The sequence below is a fragment of the Gordonia sp. NPDC003422 genome (assembly GCF_053588675.1).
In genome coordinates this window covers 249,302-266,038 of sequence record NZ_JBSFQL010000001.1, presented here as the reverse complement: position 1 = coordinate 266,038, position 16,737 = coordinate 249,302, and the positions used below count along the sequence as shown (strand labels likewise).

The 16,737-nt window shown below is 66.4% G+C and carries 15 protein-coding genes; 4 read left to right on the top strand and 11 right to left on the bottom strand.

The window, feature by feature from the left end; all coding sequences use genetic code 11:
- Nucleotides 1–106: 106 nt before the first annotated feature.
- The 5 genes from dusB to ACWDTF_RS01020 form a co-directional block, all read right to left on the bottom strand.
- On the bottom strand, nucleotides 107–1,192 hold the full coding sequence (gene dusB / locus ACWDTF_RS01040) for a tRNA dihydrouridine synthase DusB (RefSeq protein WP_240861405.1): 1,086 nt from the start codon (nucleotides 1,190–1,192) through the stop codon (nucleotides 107–109).
- A 215-nt stretch (nucleotides 1,193–1,407) separates the two neighbouring features.
- Nucleotides 1,408–2,400, bottom strand: a complete 993-nt coding sequence (locus tag ACWDTF_RS01035) for an acyl-ACP desaturase (RefSeq protein WP_240861335.1) — start codon at nucleotides 2,398–2,400, stop codon at nucleotides 1,408–1,410.
- Nucleotides 2,401–2,645: 245 nt separating this feature from the next.
- Nucleotides 2,646–3,170 carry a nuclear transport factor 2 family protein gene (locus tag ACWDTF_RS01030; RefSeq protein ID WP_240861333.1) on the bottom strand — a complete coding sequence of 175 codons (525 nt, stop codon included), beginning with the start codon at nucleotides 3,168–3,170 and terminating at the stop codon, nucleotides 2,646–2,648.
- Nucleotides 3,171–3,235: 65 nt separating this feature from the next.
- A complete protein-coding gene (locus tag ACWDTF_RS01025) occupies nucleotides 3,236–3,922 on the bottom strand; it encodes a nucleotidyl transferase AbiEii/AbiGii toxin family protein (RefSeq protein WP_355279828.1) in 687 nt (228 codons plus the stop codon).
- A complete protein-coding gene (locus tag ACWDTF_RS01020) occupies nucleotides 3,919–4,407 on the bottom strand; it encodes a helix-turn-helix domain-containing protein (protein ID WP_355279825.1) in 489 nt (162 codons plus the stop codon). The genes ACWDTF_RS01025 and ACWDTF_RS01020 overlap by 4 nt, the downstream gene beginning before the upstream one ends.
- Before the next feature lie 154 nt (nucleotides 4,408–4,561).
- Here ACWDTF_RS01020 and ACWDTF_RS01015 point away from each other — a divergent pair, with 154 nt between their 5' ends.
- Both ACWDTF_RS01015 and ACWDTF_RS01010 read left to right on the top strand, forming a co-directional pair.
- Nucleotides 4,562–6,370 carry a protein kinase domain-containing protein gene (locus ACWDTF_RS01015; RefSeq protein ID WP_433256288.1) on the top strand — a complete coding sequence of 603 codons (1,809 nt, stop codon included), beginning with the start codon at nucleotides 4,562–4,564 and terminating at the stop codon, nucleotides 6,368–6,370.
- Complete coding sequence (locus ACWDTF_RS01010) at nucleotides 6,370–7,224, top strand: fibronectin type III domain-containing protein (RefSeq protein WP_355274037.1); 855 nt, start codon at nucleotides 6,370–6,372, stop codon at nucleotides 7,222–7,224. The genes ACWDTF_RS01015 and ACWDTF_RS01010 overlap by 1 nt, the downstream gene beginning before the upstream one ends.
- Here the strand turns inward: ACWDTF_RS01010 and ACWDTF_RS01005 are convergent, their stop codons facing one another.
- Nucleotides 7,225–8,625 (bottom strand): glutamate decarboxylase, encoded by a 1,401-nt coding sequence (locus tag ACWDTF_RS01005; protein WP_240861319.1) that lies wholly within the window; start codon nucleotides 8,623–8,625, stop codon nucleotides 7,225–7,227.
- 141 nt (nucleotides 8,626–8,766) lie between these two features.
- Here ACWDTF_RS01005 and ACWDTF_RS01000 point away from each other — a divergent pair, with 141 nt between their 5' ends.
- Nucleotides 8,767–10,167, top strand: coding sequence for a WS/DGAT/MGAT family O-acyltransferase (locus ACWDTF_RS01000; protein ID WP_355274033.1), 1,401 nt, complete (start codon nucleotides 8,767–8,769; stop codon nucleotides 10,165–10,167).
- Here ACWDTF_RS01000 and ACWDTF_RS00995 read toward each other — a convergent pair whose 3' ends face one another.
- The 4 genes from ACWDTF_RS00995 to ACWDTF_RS00980 all read right to left on the bottom strand — a co-directional run bounded on the left by ACWDTF_RS00995 (nucleotide 10,168) and on the right by ACWDTF_RS00980 (nucleotide 15,249).
- Nucleotides 10,168–12,189 (bottom strand): NAD(+) synthase, encoded by a 2,022-nt coding sequence (locus ACWDTF_RS00995; protein WP_240861315.1) that lies wholly within the window; start codon nucleotides 12,187–12,189, stop codon nucleotides 10,168–10,170.
- A gap of 27 nt (nucleotides 12,190–12,216) precedes the next feature.
- On the bottom strand, nucleotides 12,217–13,881 hold the full coding sequence (locus tag ACWDTF_RS00990; protein ID WP_355274029.1) for a SulP family inorganic anion transporter: 1,665 nt from the start codon (nucleotides 13,879–13,881) through the stop codon (nucleotides 12,217–12,219).
- Nucleotides 13,878–14,249: an ArsR/SmtB family transcription factor gene (locus ACWDTF_RS00985; RefSeq protein ID WP_240861311.1), complete on the bottom strand. Its 372-nt coding sequence runs from the start codon at nucleotides 14,247–14,249 to the stop codon at nucleotides 13,878–13,880. Before ACWDTF_RS00985 ends, ACWDTF_RS00990 begins: the two co-directional genes overlap by 4 nt.
- A 466-nt stretch (nucleotides 14,250–14,715) precedes the next feature.
- A complete protein-coding gene (locus tag ACWDTF_RS00980) occupies nucleotides 14,716–15,249 on the bottom strand; it encodes a SixA phosphatase family protein (protein WP_355274026.1) in 534 nt (177 codons plus the stop codon).
- Nucleotides 15,250–15,348: 99 nt separating this feature from the next.
- Here ACWDTF_RS00980 and ACWDTF_RS00975 point away from each other — a divergent pair, with 99 nt between their 5' ends.
- Nucleotides 15,349–16,227 (top strand): DMT family transporter, encoded by an 879-nt coding sequence (locus ACWDTF_RS00975; protein ID WP_374247580.1) that lies wholly within the window; start codon nucleotides 15,349–15,351, stop codon nucleotides 16,225–16,227.
- Here ACWDTF_RS00975 and ACWDTF_RS00970 read toward each other — a convergent pair.
- Nucleotides 16,224–16,685 carry a flavodoxin domain-containing protein gene (locus ACWDTF_RS00970; protein WP_240861305.1) on the bottom strand — a complete coding sequence of 154 codons (462 nt, stop codon included), beginning with the start codon at nucleotides 16,683–16,685 and terminating at the stop codon, nucleotides 16,224–16,226. The genes ACWDTF_RS00975 and ACWDTF_RS00970 overlap by 4 nt on opposite strands.
- Between the last annotated feature and the right edge of the window lie 52 nt (nucleotides 16,686–16,737).

The following is a 16,737-nucleotide window of genomic DNA, read 5'->3' as shown; positions in this document are numbered from 1 at the left end:
TCGGCCGGGACCTTTCGGGTCATAGTACTGATCGCACCTGAGAAGCCATCTCAGCCACAGCGGTGTGTGACAACGATCGCAACCAGTGTTTGCGCTGGTAAAGGCGTCAGCCGCCAGAGTGCATGATCTCGGCGCCGGCGGGGACGACGTCTTCGTACGGATCGTCGAGCCAGCCGTCGGGCAGCGCGACCTTCGCGGGCGAGCCCTGTCGTCCGCGCGGGCCGTGACCGTCGGTGGGGAACGGCGCGTCGGCGGGCAGCGACCCGACGAGTTCGCGGAGCTGATCGACCGTTTCCACCAGCGCCATGCGGCGTCGGATGTCGGAGCCGGCGGGGAACCCGCGCAGGTACCAGGCGACGTGCTTGCGAATCTCGCGGCAGCCCTTCATCTCTCCGTGATGGGCGACGAGGAGTTCGCAGTGCCGGACGATGATGTCGGCGACCTCGCCGAGGGTCGGCGGTTCCGGCGCGGCGAATCCGCCCAGTTCTGCGGCCAATTCGGCGAACAACCAGGGCCGGCCCAGGCAGCCGCGGCCGATCACGACGCCGTCGCAGCCGGTCTGCGCCATCATCGCCACGGCATCCGCCGGCTCGAAGATGTCGCCGTTGCCGAGGACCGGAACGTCGGTCACGTGCTCCTTGAGCCGGGCGATCTCGTCCCAGTCGGCCTGGCCGGAATACCGCTGTGACGCGGTACGGGCATGCAGCGCAACGGCTTTCGCGCCTTCCTCGGCGGCGATCCGGCCGGCGTCGAGGTGGGTGCGGTGGTCGTCGTCGATGCCGATGCGGAACTTCACCGTGACCGGGATGTCGGTGCCCTCGGTGGCACGGACCGCGGCCGCGACGATCTTGCGGAACAGCGTGCGCTTGTAGGGGATCGCCGAGCCGCCGCCCTTGCGGGTCACCTTCGGTACCGGGCAGCCGAAGTTCATGTCGATGTGGTCGGCGAGATTCTCGTCGACGATCATCTTCGCGGCCGCATAGGTGTATTCGGGGTCGACGGTGTAGAGCTGCATCGACCGCGGCGACTCCTCCGGCGCGAAGGTCGTCATGTGCATCGTCACCGGATGCCGTTCGACCAGCGCCCGCGCCGTCACCATCTCGCAGACGTAGAGGCCCGACACCGTGCCGGCGCGCGCGATCTCGAGCTCGCGGCACAGGGTGCGGAACGCGACGTTGGTGACGCCGGCCATCGGAGCGAGCACCACCGGACTCGCCAGTTCGATCGATCCGATGCGCAACTTCCCGCTCCCTGAGGTGCCTTCACCGCTCCCTGAGGTGCGAGGAGCGCTAGCGACGAGCCTCGAAGGGCTTGGTGACGCACAGTCGCCAGGCCTTCGAGGCTCGCAGGCTCGCACCTCAGGCAGCGGGGGTGCTGCGTCGGTGACGGTTGTTGTTACAGCGGTGCTCAGGACGCCTGCTGCTCCCGCTTCTTGGCCTCGCGGGCGAGTGCGCGGTCGCGCATCTCCTCGAAGCGGACGGTGTCCTTCTCCAGCTGCTCGAGGAAGGCGGCGAGCTCCTCGCGGGTCTTCTCGCCTTCGCTGGTGAAGTCTTCACGCTCGAAGACCTTCCACTTGCGCAGGACCGGCTGGATGACCTCTTCGAGGTGCTGACGCAGGTCGTAGATGCCGTGCTTGGCCATGAGCACGCCGTGGCGACGGAAGTTGGGCATGCCGGCGCCGGGCATCTGGAAGTTGGTCACGATGTCGGTGACGGCGCGCAGCGTCTGGTCGGGCGAGATGTCCATGCCCGCGCCGCAGATGTTGCGGTAGAAGATCATGTGCAGGTTCTCGTCGGCCGCGATGCGCTGCAGCATCTTGTCGGCGATCGGGTCGTTGCAGGCCTTGCCGGTGTTGCGGTGGCTGACGCGGGTGGCCAGCTCCTGGAAGGTCACGTACGCAACCGAGTGCAGGATGCCGAGTTCGTCGGCGTACTCCTCGAGCTCTTCGGTGCGGCCGGCGGCGGCGAGCATCGGGTCGTAGCCGTTGGTCATGTGGATCATGCGCGCCTCTTCGAGGGCGACCGGGTCGACCCCGCGGGTGACGACGAGGTAGTCGCGCATGACGATGCCGTGGCGGTTCTCCTCCGCGGTCCAGCGGCCGACCCAGTGGCCCCAGGCGGAGTCCATGGAGAAGTTGTCGGCGATGACGCGGTGGTAGGAGGGCAGATTGTCCTCGGTCAAGAGGTTGGTGATCATGGCCGCCTTGGCCACCTCGTCGAGCTGTGAATTCTCGGGGTCGTAGTCCGCGCCGCCGAGCGCGGCGTAGTTCTTGCCCTCGTCCCACGGCACGTAATCGTGCGGATTCCAGTCCCTGGCGGTCTTGAGGTGCCGATTGACGTTGTCCTCGGCCACCGTCTCGAGCTCTTGGAGGAGTTCGAGTTGGGTGAGGTCGCGTGCCATTGATATTCCTCCGGGTGGTTTCGCGTGTCTCGACTGCTCGTGTTGCCGGCCTGGACGTCGGGCCGACCATCCGGTGCCAGGATGCTCCCCCGTCGAACTCCGGGCACCGCTGATCAAAGGTCAAGCCTACGGCACCGATCGGACACGCCCAAGTCGATGCTTACGGTGTCGTAGCTTGAGTCCCCGACGTTACGCCTCGTCGCGCAGAACCGAACGTGTGTTAGGTCACCCTAACTCGGCCGACTCTACGCGCGTCCGGCCGATCGTGCGAACATCTCGCCGGTCGTCTCCATCCAGGTGCGCGCGGCGTCGTCGAGAGTGCCCAGGTCGCGCGCCTTCTCGCACCACCGCATCGCGGCGATACCGAATTCGAGGGGGTTGTAGACGTCCTCCTCGATCGACCACAGTCCGTCGCCGGCGTAGGTGAGGATGGTGATGTTGGTCGCGGTCATGTGGGTTCCGTCGCCCGGATCTCGCATCGGGTTGTCGACCTCGCAGATCACCCGACCCGTCGGCGCGTCGACCACGTGCCACAACGCCGGGAAGCCGGTCATGTGGCTGCCGGGGAACGCCGTCATCGTCTTCCAGATCCAGGCGCGGATCTCCTCGCGGCCGCGCATCGTGCCGAGTGCATGCTCGATGTAGTGCGCGTCTTCGGTGAACATGTCGGCGAAGCGATCCCAATCCCGGCTGACCGCGATCTCGGCGACGGTGCGCTGGAAGTCGAGGAAGGCGCGGTCGAGTTCGTCGGCGTCGAACACTGCTGTCATGACGGTGATACTAGAACGTGTTCTAGTTCGACGGGGCCGGTCGGTTGATCTCGGGCGCGATCACCTCACGCCGCCAAATTGATGATCCGTTCCCACAAGACGGCTTTCGGCGTCCGGGTCATGTGCAATGCACGCATGCAGTCGTCCAACCGGTGGGGATTGCCCCGCAGGTCGTCGATCGCCTTGTTCAAGTCCTTCACCACCGCCGACCGGTAGGCCGTTTGGGCCTTCGCTGTCGCATGGCGCATCAGGTCGTGGGTCGGTTGCATCATCGCAAGGTCGATGAGGTCCCGGCTGTAAACCGACCGGTCTGCCCATCTGTCAGAGTTCGCCAGGAGCTTTGTGGTGGCCATGTCCATCGCTGTCAGCGTCGTGACCCCGCAGAAGACATCGTCGGCCTCGGGTTCATCGAGGGGAATCCGGTTCTCGAAGACGATTTCGAACTTGATCGGCTCTTCCTCGATGTCGACCACGGTCCTGATGCCGTACTGGTCGGTGATGACCGGGCGAAGGGTTTTCAAGGGCAGCCTGGTCAGCGCATTCAAGCCATCTGCCCCGCGAACTCGCTCGCGGAGGTCGAAATAGCCAGATTTGTCGGAGACCATCAAGTCGATCTCTCGGGACTCACGGAACTCGCCATGGCGCAGGGCGATTGCGGTGCCGCCCCCGAAGTAGCACTTCGACGCCGCGAGCAGATCGGCGTCGAAGTGCCTCGAGGACAGCGGCGATCCGGGTGTGGTGCGGGCGCTCAAACAAGCAGAACTCCTCCGCTGTACGCGTCGGCAAGACGCTGCACAAACGCGCGCTCCTCATCGCTCATCGCGGACTGGTCGACGTGTCGCCAGTTGCGTTCGTACAGCCGGAGAGCGTCCAACTCGCTGATCTCGGTGTCGGCATGTAGTTGCCATGCGATCGCCGATAGTTGTCGGTAGTCGCCGATGCGGGCGGTCGCTTCCTCTCCGCTCGCGTTCGACGGGGTTGGCGACGCCGAATGGTCGCCCGGCTCGACGACTGCCAATTGCAAGCCCAGAGCGGTGGCCGCATTCAGGTACGCACCGATCGTCACAGACGGCGCGCCTGACTCGATCCGATGCAAGGTGACGCGTGACATTCCGGCGGCTTCGGCTGTGGTCACTGCGCTTATGCCGAGATCCAGGCGTCGCGCACGTAGCGCGCCACCGATGGTGGCCAGCACCTTTTCGGTGGTGGGCGGGATCTCGGGATTGCGAGCCGGCATGTATCTCATTCTATACACTGCGGGACGCCGGCTATTGGTTCGCGGGTTGGGGATTCAGCGTGCGATGGGGCAAGATTGTGCACCTCACCGGGTTGATTGCCGACGTCGGCCGTCGCCCGGGCAGGGTATGAAGGCAGGATCGGTCGAGTAGGGCATGTACCAGGTTGGGGATCTGATCGCCGGGTACCGGGTGCTGGAGGTACTCGGTCACGGCGGCATGGGTGAGGTGTACAAGGCCGCCCATCCGCGGTTGCCACGTGCCGACGCGATCAAGGTGCTGCGGTCGGCGCACGCCACCGATCCGGTGTTCCGTGCCCGCTTCGAGCGCGAGGCGGATCTGGTCGCCCCGCTCAATCACCCCAACATCGTCGCCGTGTACGACCGCGGCGTCTACGACGGCCGGCTCTGGATCGCCATGGAATTGGTGCCGGGAACCGACGCGGGGCACCTGGTCGACACCCTCGGACCGTTGGATCCGCGCTTGGCCATGGCCATCGTCAACGGCGCCGCGGCGGGTCTCGACGCCGCGCACCGCCGCGGCATCACCCACCGGGACATCAAACCGGCCAACATCCTGGTCACTCCCGGCGAGGATGCGATGGTCCCGGATGCGGTGAAACTCACCGACTTCGGGATCGCGCAGGCCCTCGACGAGGTGACGTCGCTGACCGGCACGGGCACCACGGTCGGCACGATGCGCTACTCGTCGCCCGAGCAGATCGGCGGGCACCGGGTCGATCTCCGCAGCGACATCTATTCGCTCGGCGCCACCGCGTACGAATTGCTGACCGGCGCACCGCCGTTCGAGGCGCCATCGCTGCACGGGCTGATGAGCGCCCACATGTTCGCCGAACCGCCTCGGGCGACCGAACGCAACCGCACCCTGCCGCCGGGCGTCGACCCGGTGCTGCAGCGTTCGGTCGCCAAGAACCCCGACCACCGATTCCAGAGCGCCCGAGATTTCGCGACCGCGCTCGGTGACGCCTTCGACACGCGCAAGACGCTGGTCGGGCCCACGCCGACGATGCCGCCACCAACACCAGCACCAGCACCTGCCCAGGCCACGCCCGGTGCATGGCCGACCGCACCGCAATATCCGTCGTCGCCGACCGTCCAACCGGTGGGCGTCTGGAACTCTGGGCCGGTGTCGCCGCCATCGGCGCCGCCTCGCAAGCCACGCCGACTCGCGCTGATCGGCACGGCGATCGTGCTGGCCGCGGCCTTGGTCGGGGCTCTGGTCGCGCTGTTGATGCCCGACGCAGGACGATTGGAGACGCCCGGCCGGCCCGACGCCAAGGTCACCACCCGGGCGGTGGAGCTGACCTGGAACAGTGTCGGCGGGGCGTCGTCCTATGTGGTGAAGCAGAACGATCAGGAGATCTACACCGGCCCCGGCACGAGTTATGCGGCGCCGCTGCCGCTTCCCGGTAAGTACACGTACACCGTTGCCGCGCGCAGTGATTCGGCCCCCGGATCGGAGTTCTCCCTCGCCTCCGACGAGGTGACGGTCTACATGACGTGGGGTGAACTGCAGTGGGTGGCCGACCTGTACCCGGATCTGATTCCGGTGACTCCGTTGAGCACCAACACGTTTGACGAGATCACCTGCTCCGGTGGTGGCGGCAGTCTCGCGTTCCCGGAGAACACCCAGAAGACGATCGACTGCAACAAGTACGAGGCCGACGACACCACCAAGATCTACCAGATCTCGATATTCGCCTTCGACAGCCCGGAGGCGACGTCGACGGATGTGAAGATCGGAACCTACCGGTTTTCGCCGCAGCCGTTCACGACCACCCAGGGCAACATCGGGACGTTGTACGTCGGAGCCGACAGATTCAACGGAGGCTCGGCCACGCTCGCCTTCAGTTCGGGCCCGCGCGCGCGAACCTACGTGCAGATCTTCTACCCGGACGGCACGCCGAAGCAGGCGGCCGACCTCATGCGGAAGCTGCCGATCTGATGACACACCCCGGTCCGCAGATCAGTTACCCGACGCCGGTGTCCGCCAGTCCCGTTGTGCCACGCAAGCCCCGACGCTGGTTGGGCGTCGCGGTGATCGCAGTGCTTTCCGTCGTCGCACTCGCCGGTGCGTACCTGGGCGTCCGTGCCCTGGACACCCCGAGCGCACCCGATGCCCCGACCGGACTGGAGCTCACCAAGGAACCGGGACGGGTCAAGGCGACGTGGCAGTCGGTCGATGGTGCGAGCGGATATCGGCTCGTCCGTGACGACGTCGTCGTGTACAGCGGACCCCACACCACCGCGACCGACATCACCGTGACCAAAGGTGAGCATTCTTACCGGGTTTTCGCCATCAAGGACGACAGGGATTCTGCGGCAAGCGAATCCGAGTCGATCGCGGCTGGTGCCGGCTGGGGGTTGTACGCGCCGCTCGTCGGCCAGTTCCCCGACCTGGTGCCGCAGGCCCCCGATATCGCGTCCTCGTTCGAGGGCACTCGGTGTGTCTGGATGATCGTGCCGTCCCTCGACGAGCGAGGCCCGGCCGAGAACGGCAACGGAAATCAGCGCACCGTCGCCCGTATCCGCTGTGCGACACAGGGACTCGAACGCAACTTCGCCTTGACCTGGTACGTGAACCAGGACGCGCGCAATGCCGCCTTCTCGAAGGAGGCCGAGACCGGTCACCCGGTGAGCTGGAAGCATGGCACGGCCACGATCGACCCGGTGAAGGGCCGCGGCATGTTCAAGATCTCCGACGACCCGGCCCAGGAACTCTCGACCGTGATCATCGCCGGCGCCATCAAACTGACCGAACAGCAGATCCTCGACTTCGCCAACTCGCTGCCGATCTAGTCAGTGATGGAAGTTGCTCGTCGTCGACGGTGTCGGCATCGGGGCGTCCAAGTTGTCGAGGTAGACGACGGACTCCTTGATGTCCTGCAGCAGATTGGTCGCGAGGTCGCGGGAGAGGCCGTTGCGGACGACGATGCGTTGCACGGTGCGGTCGGACAGGTTGTCGGGCATCGGGTATGCCGGGACCAGCCAGCCGCGCTGCCGCAGCTGCGACGACAGGCTGTGCAGATCCCAGTTCTCGGAGGTTCCCTTGGCGAGTTGCCAGGCGAACACTGGGATGTCGGTGCCCTCGCTGATCAGCTCGAACTGGTCCATCGAACCGATCGCCGCCGACAGGTAGGTGGCCACATCCTGGCAATTCTGTTGCACCGCACGGTATCCGGAGAAGCCGAGGCGGAGGAACTGGTAGTACTGCAGCAGCACCTGGGAGCCGGGCCGGGAGAAGTTCAGGGCAAAGGTCGGCATGTGGCCGCCGAGATAGGTCACGTCGAACACCAGGCTGTCCGGCAGGAGTGAGCGATCGCGCCACACCACCCAGCCGATGCCGGGGTAGACCAATCCGTACTTGTGGCCGGACATGTTGATCGAGTGGACGCGCTCGACGCGGAAGTCCCACGGCAGGTTCGGTTGCAGGAACGGGGCGACCGCCGCTCCGGACGCGCCGTCGATGTGGATCGGGATGTCGAGTCCGGTGTTCTTCTGGATCTCGTCGAGGGCGTCGGAGATCGCGGTGACCGGTTCGTAGGCGCCGGTGTAGGTGACGCCCATGATGGCGACGACGCCGATGGTGTACTCGTCGACGTAGTCGGCCAGGTCGTGACCGTCGAGGGTCGGGTGTTCGTCGGTGACCGGGACGTAACGCGCCTCGACCTCGAAGTAGTTGCAGAACTTCTCCCAGCACACCTGCACCGCCGAGGACATGATCAAGTTCGGGGTGCCGCCCTCGAGGCCCTTGGCCTTGCGCGCTTCCTGCCACCGGCGCTTGAGTGCGAGACCGCCGAGCATCGCCGCCTCCGACGACCCGATGGTCGACGTGCCGATGCTCTTTCCCGGATCGGGGGCGTTCCACAAGTCGGCAAGGATTGTCCAGCAACGGGTTTCGATGGCCGCGGTCTGCGGGTACTCGTCCTTGTCGATCATGTTCTTGTCGGCCGACTCGAGATAGATCCGGTTGGCGTGGTCGTCCATCCAGGTTCCGACGAAGGTCGCGAGATTCAGTCGCGCGTTGCCGTCGAGCATCGCCTCGTCGTGCACGATCTGATAGGCGGTCTCAGGGAGGGAGGGGTCGGCGGGCATTTCGTAGCGGGAGAATGCCGTCGCTTCGCCGGGCCGGCAGAACACGGGGTTGGCCTCGACCGGGATGTCGCGGTAGTTCTCACGATCGGTGGGACGAATGTGCATGGGGCAAACGTACTCGCGGAACCGGTCCCTGCTGCCCACTTCCTGCGGCATCATATAAGAAGGATGAGGACATTCTGTGGGTGAGAAGGATGGGGACATCCTGCGTGCGCACGGCAGGGAGGACGAGATGCGGATGAGTGTATGGAACGGCTGAGCGGGCTCGACGCGTCATTCCTGTACCTGGAGACCAGGTCGCAGTTGATGCACGTGATCGGTCTGGTGGAGGTCGACCCGAGCACGGTGCCCGGCGGTTATTCCTTCACCAAGATGCGCAGCGAACTCGAACGGCGCGTCTCGGCGATGCCGACTTTCCGTCGCAAGCTGGACAATTCGATGCTCAACATCGACCATCCGGTCTGGATCGAGGACGACGACTTCGACATCGAACGTCACGTCCACCGGGTGGCGGTTCCTGGTCCCGGTGGTGCGGGCGAACTCGCCGAACTGGTGGGACATCTCGCCGGGCAGACACTCGACCGTGGCAAGCCGCTGTGGGAACTCTGGATCATCGAGGGGATGGCGAACGGTCGGATCACGGCCATGCTGCGTGTCCATCACGCGAGCACCGACGGTGTCACGAGCGCCGAAATGCTGTCGCAGCTCTGCACTCTCACGCCCGAAGCGCCCGATCTCGATCCGGACAAACTCCTCGAAACCGCCGGGCCGTCGTCGCGGACGACCATCGCGGTGACCGGCGCGATGAACTTCTTCCTCGGTCGTCCGGTGGCGATGGCCAAGCTGCTCCCGGGCACGCTCGGGGTGCCCTTCGACTGGCTGCGTCGTTCGCGTTCGGACAGCGCGATGCCCGCCCCGTTCCGGGCGCCGCGCACGCGATTCAACGCGCCGATCACACCCCACCGCAGTATCGCGCTGAGCCAGCTCTCGCTCGAGGACGTCAAGCGCGTGAAGAACCGGTTCGGCGTCAAGATCAACGATGTGGTGCTCGCCATGGTCGGCGGCGCGATGCGCACCTACCTGACCGATCACGACGAACTGCCCGACCAGCCGTTGGTCGGCATGGTCCCGGTGTCGGTGCACGACGCCAACGAGAAAGACCTGGTGGTCGAGGGCACCAACAAGGTGACCGGCATGTTCACCCTGCTGCCCACCGACATCGACGACCCGGTGCAGCGGGTGGAAGCGGCCGCCGAATACAGCCGGACCAGCAAGGACCATCACCAGACCATCGACGGCAACATCCTGCGCGGCTGGGCGCAGTTCGCGCCCGGTGTCACGATGGCCAACCTGATGAAGTTCTACGGAGACCGCAAGCTGGCGTCGGCCCATCCGCCGATCTTCAACGTGCTCGTCTCCAATGTCGCCGGGCCCGACTTCCCGCTGTACTTCCTCGGCGCCAAGGTGACCGGTGTGTACCCGCTGGGCCCGATCTTCCAGGGTCTCGGCCTCAACATCACCGTGTTCTCCGCCGACGGGCACCTCAACATCGGCATCGTGTCGTGCACCGACCAGACCCCCGACCCCGAGTCGATCGCCAGTGCCTTCGACGACCAGCTCAAACAGCTGCTCGCCGCCTGCGACTGATCACCGACCTCCGAGGTCGTCGAGCCACACGCGGGCCGACGCGTCGGACGGCGAGCGCCAGTCGCCGCGCGGGGACAGCGATCCGCCCGAACCGATCTTGGGTCCGTTGGGCATCGCGGTGCGTTTGAACTGATTGTTCATGAACCGCTTGAGGAAGACGCCGAGCCAGCGTTCGATGGTGGCAGCGTCGTACTCGTTGCGCCGCTCGGGTGCGATCATGTCCGACCACGGGCCGCGATCGCGGTCACCCCACGCCTGCTGCGCGAGGTAGGCGATCTTGGCCGGCCGATAGCCGAATCGCGTGTGGTGGTAGAGGAAGAAGTCGTGCAGCTCGTACGGTCCGACGGTGTCCTCGGTGCTCTGGATGGCGCCGTCGGCTCCGGGGGGCACCAGCTCGGGTGAGATGACGTCGGCCAGGATCTCGGTGAGGGCGCTGGTGGTGTCCCCGGAGTACTCCCCGGTGGCGATCATCCACCGGATCAGATGCTGGATAAGGGTTTTCGGTACCGACCCGTTGACGTTGTAATGCGACATCTGGTCGCCGACGCCATACGTGCACCAGCCGAGGGCCAGTTCGGAGAGATCGCCGGTGCCCAGCACGATTCCGCCGTGGTGGTTGGCCAGCCGGAACAGGTGCGACGTGCGTTCGCCCGCCTGGACGTTCTCGAAGGTCACGTCGAACACCTGCTCGCCGCGGCTGAACGGGTGATCGAGGTCGGCGAGCATCTGCAGACACGACGGTCGGATGTCGAGTTCGGTGCCGCTGACGCCGAGGGAATCCATCAGGGTGTGTGCCCGCCGCAGGGTGGCGTCGCCGGTGGCGAACCCCGGCATGGTGTAGGCGAGAATGTTGCTGCGCGGCAACCCGAGTCGATCGAAGGTGTCGACCGCGACGAGGAGCGCCAGGGTGGAGTCCAGTCCGCCGGACACCCCGATGACGATCTTCTCGATCCCCGTCGCACGCAATCGCGCCGCCAGGCCCTGCACCTGGATGTTGCGGACTTCCCGGCACCGTTCGTCACGGTCGGCGGAATCCGCCGGCACGAACGGGAATCGCGGGATGACGCGGCGCACCACGTCGTCGTCGTTGATCGTTCCGAGGTCGAAACTGATGCGGCGTAACGCTTTCAGGTCGTCGGCGTAGTCGCCGGCCTGATCGCGCAGGCTGATCATGCGGCGTCGCTCTTGTCGTAGGCGGTCCAGATCGATGTCCGCGGAGATGATCTGGCTGGACATCGCGAACAGGTCGCTGCGGGCGAGCAGGGTGCCGTTCTCGGAGATGAGTGCGTCGCCGTCCCAGGCGAGGTCGGTGGTGGACTCGCCGTATCCGGCCGCGACGTAGAGGTGGGCTGCCACCAATCGCGCGGAATGGCTGGTACACAAAGACTTCCGGTACGACTCCTTGCCGACGGTCACCGGACTGCCCGACAGGTTGGCCAGCACCGTCGCACCGCCGAGCGCGGCCCAGGTACTCGGCGGCACCGCCACCCAGCCGTCTTCGCAGATCTCGACGTGCAGGGCGAACCCGGGCAGATCGGCGGCCTCGAAGATGAGGTCGGTGCCGAACGGAACCTCGGCGCCGCTGACGGTGACCGTCGTCGTCACCGCGTCCCGGGCGGCGGAAAAATACCGCTGTTCGTAGAACTCACGGTAATTCGGCAGATACGCCTTCGGTACGACGCCCAGGACCCTGCCGTCGTGGACGATGGCGGCGCAGTTGAAGAGGCCGTCGCCGACGACCATCGGCAATCCCACGGCGACCACCGGCCGCAGTCCGGCGCTCGCCTCGACGATCTCGTCCAGACCCACGAGACAGGCGTGCAGCAGCGCGTCCTGCTGCACGAGGTCGTCGATGCTGTATCCGCTCAACCCGAGTTCGGGGAAGACGACTAGACCGGCGCCGTCGTCGGCGGCGCGGCGCATCAGCTCGATGGTGCGGGCGGTGTTGGTCGCTGGGTCGGCTAGGGCGACGACGGGTACCGCGCCGGCGACGCGGACAAACCCGTTGGCATGGACAGACACAACGTCAGCGTAGCCGGGGGTGCAGCGCTAGTGTTCGACCCGCGCGACATGATCGCGCGCGTGCTCGATCGCGTCGTCGAGCGTGTCCATCAGGTGATTCTCGTGGCGCAGTGAGTCGAACACCCCGACCCCGTCCAGCAGCCGACGATGTTCGGGCTGAACTCCCTTGATGATCACGGTGATCCCGCGTGCCTCGAGGTCGGCGACGATCTCGGCGAGGGTGTGCGCGCCGGTGGCGTCGAGCATGCCCAGATGCGACATCCGGATGATCACGACCGTCACCCCGGCCGGGCCGGCGCCCTCGGCGATGGTCGACGAAATGCGTTCGGCCGCACCGAAGAACATCGCGCCGTCGAGCCGCAGGAGGGCGATCTGGTCGTCGCCGTCGTGCTCTGGGCCGGGCAACTCCTCGCGGGTGACGCTCGACCGCTTGGCCACTTGCCGCAACGCGAAGAACGCGGCCACCACGATGCCGATCTGGACGGCCTCGATGAGGTCGAAGCACACGGTGATGACGGCGGTGACGACGAAGATGATCGCGTCGGATCGTGTGGAACGCAGGATCTTGCGCACGGTGGTCGCCGAGATCATCCGGAAGCACGTGACCATGAGAACACCGGACAGCGCGGCGAGTGGGATCTCGGAGACCGGCCCGGTCGCGAGGTAGACGACGCCGAGCAGGAACAGAGCGTGCACTATCGCCGACACCCGCGTGCGAGCACCCGATCGGACGTTGACGGCGGTCCGCGCGATCGCACCGGTCGCGGGCATGCCACCGAACAGGCCGGACGCGACGGACGCGAGTCCCTGACCGGTCAGTTCGCGGTCGGGATCGTAGGGTCCGGTCGGCGACATCGTCGCAGCGACGCGCGCCGACAGCAACGATTCGATCGCTGCGAGAGCCGCGATGGCCAGCGCGGCGCCGAACAGGGATTTGAGTGCGGCAGGGTCCACGTCGGGCAGGACCGGTGCGGGCAGATGCGACGGCAGTTCGCCGATCCGCGCGACGTCGACGTGCAGCACGATCACCGCGATGGTCGCGACCACCACTGCGGTGAGCGACTCGGGGATTCCGCGGTGGATGCGGGGGAGTCCGACCATCAGGACCGCGACCAGCGCGACCACTCCGAGCGTCTTGACCGCGACCGTCCAGTCCGCATGGATCACCACGTCCAGTGCTGCGGGGAGGGTGCGTTGACCCGCCGGCGCGGTGGTGCCGAAGGCCGCGGGAACCTGCTGCAAGAAGATGATGACCGCGATGCCCAGGGTGAATCCCTCGATCACCGGCCAGGGGATGAAGGTGACCGCGCGACCGAGCCCGACGACCCCCGCCACCAGCACGATCAGCCCGGCCAGCACCGTGACGAGCGCGACGCTGCCGAGTCCGTGTTCGGCGACGATGGGCGCGAGGATCACCGCCATCGCACCGGTCGGACCCGACACCTGCACGTGCGAGCCGCCGAAGATCGCCGCTATGAGACCGGCGACGACGGCGGTGATGAGCCCGGCGGCGGCGCCGACGCCGGAGCTGATGCCGAACGCGAGCGCCAGCGGAAGCGCGACCACGCCGACCGTGATGCCCGCGAGGACGTCGGTCTTCCACGACGAGCGCAGGTCGGCGTAGTCGGCGCGTTCAGGCAGTAGTCGGGTGACGCGCACGCGTGCGTGGCGGACCGCGGTCGAGAAGGTCACTTCTTCACCACCGGCGGCAGCGATGACAGCGCGCGCAGCTGATCCCGGCGGGCTCCGAGGGTGTCCGCGAGGAACGTGCGGGCGATGACCAGCAGTTCGGAGATCTTCGGGTGGGCGAGTTCGTAGAAGACGGCGTTGCCCTTGCGTTCGCTGCGGACCACCTGATGGCGCTTCAGGACGGCGAGGTGTTGGGACAGCAGCGTCGGCTCGATCTCGGTGATCGTCAGCAATTCACTCACCGGTGTCGGTTCTCCGTTGGCGCTCAGCACCTCCAGCACCCGGATGCGCGCGGGATGGGCGAGTGCCTTGAACAGGTTCGCCTTGATCTCGTAGAGCGGGCGGTCGTCGTCGTGGGAGGTGTGCGGCATGGTGGCTCCATGGATTTACGGATTGAACAAAACCTCAATTGCTGACCGATCGTAACCCACGGTTGCCGAAGCGCTCAATGTCGGGTCGCTCACCCTGAACCCCTCCCGCCGGCCGTGCGGCCCCTCCCGCTGAGCTGTCCCCTCCGCCGCGAGTGCGGTTCCTCCCGCTCACCCTGAACCCTCCCGCCGGCCGTGCGGCCCTTCCCGCTGAGCTGTCCCCTCCGCCGCGAGTGCGGTTCCTCCCGCTCACCCTGAACCCTCCCGCCGGCCGTGCGGTTCCTCCCGCTGAGCTGTCCCCTCCCGCTGCCTGAGGTGTGAGGAGCGCTAGCGACGAGCCTCGAAGGCCTGGTGAGACGAACGTTGTTGTCTCACCACGCCCTTCGAGGCTCGCAAGCTCGCACCTCAGGGAGCGGTGGTGGCGTCAGCCCGGCCGCACGAGCTGGTAAAGAACGACGCCGGACGTCCGTCAGTCCCGTGGGATGCGCACGCCCACCAGGTGCGCGTCGGCGACCGCCGCGTTCCCCAACTCCGACCACGGATCGCCGACGGTGACGACGGCATACGCGGAGGTGGGGAAGCGCTCGATGTCAGCGTCGGGGTCGAGGGTGAGCGCCGTCGTGGGCATCCCGGGCTCATGTCCGACGACGAGCAACGTGCGTGCGTCCGCGGGCGCGAAGACCCGGATCGCCTCGAGGACGTCGAAGGGCGATCCGCCGTAGATGTCGTCGAGGTACGTGGTCGGTGCGGTGATGCCGGTCTGTTCGAGCGTCTCGCGGGTTCGGGTGGACGACGAACACAACACGGCGTCGACGACGAGTCCTTCGTCGGCCATCCAGCGTCCGGCGAGCGCGGCCTCGCGTCGGCCACGATCGGCGAGCGGCCGGCCGTGGTCGCCGACACCGGGTGGATAGCCCGATTTCCCATGCCGCATCAGGACGAGGGTCCGGGGGTGGGTCGCGTCAAGGGTCGCGAGTCGCTCCAGATCAGGCCGGTACCGCATGGTTGAAATGTACGTGTCGGCGAGGCCATCCGGAGGCACCGACACTGCCTTGCGGGCCTGTCCGGCGGGTGCGAGCCGCATCCTCGATGCCCTAGCCTTGTGGGCGTGCATACCTGGGTCCCCGCTCTGCTCGCCGTGTTCGCGGCGCTGCTGATCGCTGGTGGCACAGTGTTGCGGCAACGCGCGTCGCGGGCCAGTGGCGCGATCACCGCAGGCTGGTGGGCTGGCGCGGGAATCGCGCTCTGCGGCTTCATTTTGCAGGCGTCGGCCCTGGGTTTGGGGTCGATCCTGCTGGTGCAGCCGCTGGTGGTGCTCGCGGTGCTGTTCGCGCTGCCGTTCGAGGCCTGGGCCGATCACCGTCATCCCCATCGGGTCGAGTGGGCGTGGGGTGGCGTTCTGGTCGCCTGCGTGGCGACCTTCCTGGCGGTCGCGCGTCCCGAACCGTCGATGCGACGCCCCGACGAGATCGTCATGTGGGCGACGGTCGGCGCAGTGGTGGCCGTGGTGTTCAGCTGTGTGTGGTGTGCCGAACGGTCGAGCCCGCACTACAAGGCGCTGTTCTACGGTCTGGTGGCCGGAACGCTCTTCGGGGTGTCGGCACTGCTCATCAAGGCCGTCGTCTACCAGATCACCCACGATCTGCCGCGGACTTTCACCCAGCCCGAGATCTATCTGTTCGGCACGGTGGTGATTTGCGCCGTGATCGCCCAGCAGAAGGGGTTCGGCGCGGGCGACCTGCAGACGTCGTTCCCGTCGATGACAGTGATGGAACCGGCAGTCGCGATGGTCCTCGGCGTACTACTGCTCGGCGAGAACCTCAAGGTGTCGGTGCCGACGGCACTGTTCCTCGGCATCATCCTGGCGGTCATGGTCCGCGCGGTCATCGAACTGGCGAAACTGTCTGCGGTGCGAGGTTGGGAAGAGGCGGTCGAGGCCGCCGAGGCACCCTCGGCGACCGACGAACGTTCGGCTGCTTAAACCGCAGTGACCGGGTCGATGATCGGCGAGATGGTCGCCGCCCATTCCTCGGCCTGCTTGGTGGGCTTGATCGCGGACGAGTTGTCGTGGCGCGAGTGCTCGCCCACCTGGATCGCGCCGCGCTTGGTCAGCATCTCGGCGATGATCTCGCCGCCACGGTTGAAGGTCTCGCCGTAGATGGTGTCGCCGAGGCCGAAGACCGCGAAGCGCAGGTCGGTGAGGTCGGGGTCCACGCTGTCGAGTTCCTCGGCAAACGGCTCGGCGCCGGTCGGCAGTTCGCCTTCGCCGTAGGTGGCGCAGACGATGACGACGAAATCGGCCGGATCGAGATCTTCGACGGCGTAGTCGCTCATGTCGTAGACCGACGCGTCGTGGTCGGTGGCGAGCACATCGGCGATCGCATCAGCGACGAGCTCGGAGTTTCCCGTTTCCGTTCCGTACAGGATGACGACCGACAAGGTGGGCTCCTTTCGAGAAGAGCATGGTGAGGCTCGGTTCTCGACCCAAAAG

Coding starts and splice junctions, on each gene's coding strand:
- ACWDTF_RS01030 (WP_240861333.1), bottom strand. CDS start 3,170: ATGACAGCAGTGTTCGACGCCGACGAACTCGACCGCGCCTTCCTCGAC.
- ACWDTF_RS01020 (WP_355279825.1), bottom strand. CDS start 4,407: ATGCCGGCTCGCAATCCCGAGATCCCGCCCACCACCGAAAAGGTGCTG.
- ACWDTF_RS01015 (WP_433256288.1), top strand. CDS start 4,562: ATGTACCAGGTTGGGGATCTGATCGCCGGGTACCGGGTGCTGGAGGTA.
- ACWDTF_RS01005 (WP_240861319.1), bottom strand. CDS start 8,625: ATGCACATTCGTCCCACCGATCGTGAGAACTACCGCGACATCCCGGTC.
- ACWDTF_RS01000 (WP_355274033.1), top strand. CDS start 8,767: ATGGAACGGCTGAGCGGGCTCGACGCGTCATTCCTGTACCTGGAGACC.
- ACWDTF_RS01010 (WP_355274037.1), top strand. CDS start 6,370: ATGACACACCCCGGTCCGCAGATCAGTTACCCGACGCCGGTGTCCGCC.
- ACWDTF_RS00980 (WP_355274026.1), bottom strand. CDS start 15,249: ATGCGGTACCGGCCTGATCTGGAGCGACTCGCGACCCTTGACGCGACC.
- dusB (WP_240861405.1), bottom strand. CDS start 1,192: ATGGCCGGCGTCACCAACGTCGCGTTCCGCACCCTGTGCCGCGAGCTC.
- ACWDTF_RS00985 (WP_240861311.1), bottom strand. CDS start 14,249: ATGCCGCACACCTCCCACGACGACGACCGCCCGCTCTACGAGATCAAG.
- ACWDTF_RS01035 (WP_240861335.1), bottom strand. CDS start 2,400: ATGGCACGCGACCTCACCCAACTCGAACTCCTCCAAGAGCTCGAGACG.